General features: G+C 55.1%; 2 protein-coding genes, 1 rRNA gene and 1 pseudogene. 1 reads left to right on the forward strand and 3 read right to left on the reverse strand.

The genetic code is table 11. The features are described from left to right. Positions 1–5 precede the first annotated feature (5 nt). Positions 6–122 (forward strand): 5S ribosomal RNA (gene rrf / locus ACQ4N7_RS30055). Positions 123–328: 206 nt separating this feature from the next. Here the strand turns inward: rrf and ACQ4N7_RS30060 are convergent. From ACQ4N7_RS30060 to ACQ4N7_RS30070, 3 genes and pseudogenes are all read right to left on the reverse strand, one after another. Beyond that, on the reverse strand, positions 329–505 hold the full coding sequence (locus ACQ4N7_RS30060; RefSeq protein WP_430715094.1) for a DUF4278 domain-containing protein: 177 nt from the start codon (positions 503–505) through the stop codon (positions 329–331). Between the two features lie 178 nt (positions 506–683). Further along, entirely contained in the window at positions 684–1,913 is a 1,230-nt protein-coding gene (locus ACQ4N7_RS30065) for a glycoside hydrolase family 10 protein (RefSeq protein WP_430715095.1), read from the reverse strand. A 261-nt stretch (positions 1,914–2,174) separates the two neighbouring features. Beyond that, a pseudogene (locus tag ACQ4N7_RS30070) lies at positions 2,175–2,864 on the reverse strand (hypothetical protein); the annotation flags it as partial. Positions 2,865–2,997: the final 133 nt, after the last annotated feature.

The following is a 2,997-nucleotide window of genomic DNA, read 5'->3' on the forward strand; positions in this document are numbered from 1 at the left end:
GCTTTCCTGGTGTCTTTGGCGCTGTGGACCCACTCTGACCCATCCCGAACTCAGACGTGAAACGCAGCTGCGGCGAAGATAGTGAGGGGGTTGCCCCTTGTCAAAATAGCTCGATGCCAGGTCCCTACTCGAAACTGCGCTACATCAGCAAGATGTAGCGCAGTTTTGCTTTTTGAACCTTTGGCACCTGGGCATAGCCGACGGTGGTACAGATGATTGAGGCTAGGGACTGTTTTGTGCTGGGTAGGTCGGTGCCAATAAAAATCCCCACTGGTAACGGCGGGGAGGCAGGAGGAGTGTTGAGGATGTCTGAGGGGAAGCTGGCGGCCTAACGAGCGTAGCGAACGCCGCGATAGGTTAGTTCTGTAGGCTGCTGTCGCTGAGCAACGGTGAACTGCTTGCGGGCGTATGGTCGGCCTAAGAAGGTGGTGGTTTCGTCGGTGGGAACGGCCTCGACGGAGATGGCAGAGGTTTCGTAGGATTGGCCGCGATAGGTAAGTTGCATAGCTGGGGCTCCTGGGTGATGGGGGTTTGTGCTCACAAAGTCATGGTCTCGTGAATCCTCGATCGAGGAGGTGATAGAGGTATTGCCTTGGGGGTGATAATTCTGACCATGGGGTGTGATGGGGATCCTTTTGGCTATGGGTGCAGATCACGGGTGTCGGCGCTGGCGATCGCCCCGTTCAGCTTCTGGCCACAGCTGGCCTGGGAGCGTAGCCAACGCTTGGGCGCTGTCGAGGGGCAACAAACAGGCGCTGCAAGGCCTGGGTGCGATCGCGGCTGGTTTCGCCTTCCGCCAACGTCCACACTGTGTCGTAGAAGAAAAATGAGACTCCGGCAAAGCCCATGCCTCGGGCAGTTTGCACCTGCTGCTGAATCAGCGACATAGGCACGGGTCGATCTTTTAGACCGCTCAGAATGCCAACGCCGGTGGGAATATGGCGGCGGGCCTGCTGAAGGGCGCGATCGCGGAGGGCATTGCGAAAGCTGACGAGGTTGTCTCGGTAAACCTGGACGATTAGCTCTTCGATATACCCCTTTTCGCGCCAGCGGGGCCAGTCTTGGAGATGGTGGGTATAGGCAAAGGTGGCCGGGTTGGGCGAGACCGACAGCACCGAGTTGGGCCGTCGTACTTTCACCGTCCAAAATACCCGATCGACAAACGCGGTGATTTTGTCGGCCCGCCAGCGTGTCCACTCGGCGTCGTAGGGGTTATCGGGTGGTGCCTGGCCGCGATGCTCTTGCCGATAGAGGCTAATGGTGTAAGGGTCGTAGCCAAACGCTGCTGGCAAGCTGAAGTGGTCATCGAGCTGTAGTCCGTCGACCTCGTAGTTGTCCATCAGCTCGGCGACCAGGTCGAGAATGAACTGCTGCACCTCTGGGTGAAATGGATTGAGCCACACCCGCGAGTGTCTGCCTTCTAGATCAAGGCGTGCGGTGGGCAAAGGCCCTTGTTTTTGAGTTAGCCAGTCGGGGTGGCGCTGGGCAAGCGGCGAACTGGCCGGAGCCATGAAACCAAATTCAAACCAGGGAATAACGCTAAGGCCGAGGTCTTTGGCGGTTTGCACCACTTCTAGCAGCATGTTGCGATCGCCCTGGGCAGATTCCAAGGCATTGTTACGCCCCTGCTCTTCTAAATCGGGGTAGAGACCCTGTTTGTAGCCCGTCGCTCGCTCTCCCACCTGGCTGGGGTAGAGCGTGTAGCCCCAGCTCCACACCGCCGGGTAAACGGTGTTGAAGCGGTTGTTGGCGAGCTGTTGCAGCGAGTCTTTGATCGCTTGCTCTGAGAAGAGCACCTGACTATCGACATTGGTCAGCCATACTCCCCGGATTTCAGCGGGTGCACTGGGAATGGCCTGCGCTGGTAACAGCCCGATGACGCCTTGAGCAATTCCGATCGATAGGGCTGTCAATATCGCTAGTCCTAGATAGCAAAACCGTCTCATGGCATGTCCCAAATATCCTGCAGGTGTTTGTTGTACCCATTACTAACTGCAAGTATTTCGGCTTGGTTTTCTAAACTCGTGAGCCTGATTTTTAACTGGTACACAGGCTTGAGAAAGGTTTCAGCTATTGCCTAGCGATGTGGCTTTTAGTAACACCTTCGTTCATTGACGACCACTCGACTCGGTCTTAAATTGCCTTTAGCCTTACGTTAGTCTGCCCCGGCATCGCTAGCTTTCGGCCCGCAGCTTTTCAGAATTGATCTGAAACTGGATAGTTGTAGACTTCTGTTTGACAGGCATTTCCTGGGCTCCTACAATGTACTCCTCCTCCCGCAGTTCCTCCACCGTGCGCCAGAAAAGCTGGTTGTTTCGAGAGGCGTTGCTGCCGAGCAAATCTAGGTTTTTAAACAGGTAACGCTTAGAGATGCTGAGATATTGTCCATCCTCTGGTTTATCCCACCGCATGCGGCTCGCCAGGTAGGTCAGTAGCTTAATTTTGTAATTGTGCTGGGTACTACCCCCCAGCCGCTGGCGAATATCGAGACTTTCAGCAAAGAGCACAGAGTCGCCAGTACCGGCTGGGCCATCAAAGAATTCTAGAGAAATAGTGTAAGCATCAGCCAGTTCATAAGTATAGTCAGCGGCCTTGGCTAGGTCAAAGTTGCGGGGGACATTGTCGATTTCGTAGTCTTTAATGCGCAAGACGCTTTTAATGGTGACCTTGGCACCTAGGGTGTCTCCCTTAGGCAGCGATTGGGCAAATACGAGTTCGGTGCGGTGGAGGGCCACCAGGTCTCGGTGAAGCTGCGATCGCAGTTTTGAGGCATATCCCCCGTCTTTGGTGCGTTTGTAGCCAAGCGCCTCTAGCAAACTATTAGAGCGAAAGGAGACCATTGGCCCCTGCCCCTGCTGAGCCGCCAGGCGATTGCGTATTTGCATAACTTCGGCACCTAGTTGCATCAACTTCGGCACCCCCTCGATTGGCGAGGGAAAAACAGCATAGCTGGGCAGGTCAGATTCATTATGCAGTCTGTGAATAGATCGTGAGAAT

It is taken from the genome of Nodosilinea sp. AN01ver1, from assembly GCF_050565655.1.
GTDB lineage: Bacteria > Cyanobacteriota > Cyanobacteriia > Phormidesmidales > Phormidesmidaceae > Nodosilinea.

Coding starts and splice junctions, on each gene's coding strand:
- ACQ4N7_RS30060 (WP_430715094.1), bottom strand. CDS start 505: ATGCAACTTACCTATCGCGGCCAATCCTACGAAACCTCTGCCATCTCC.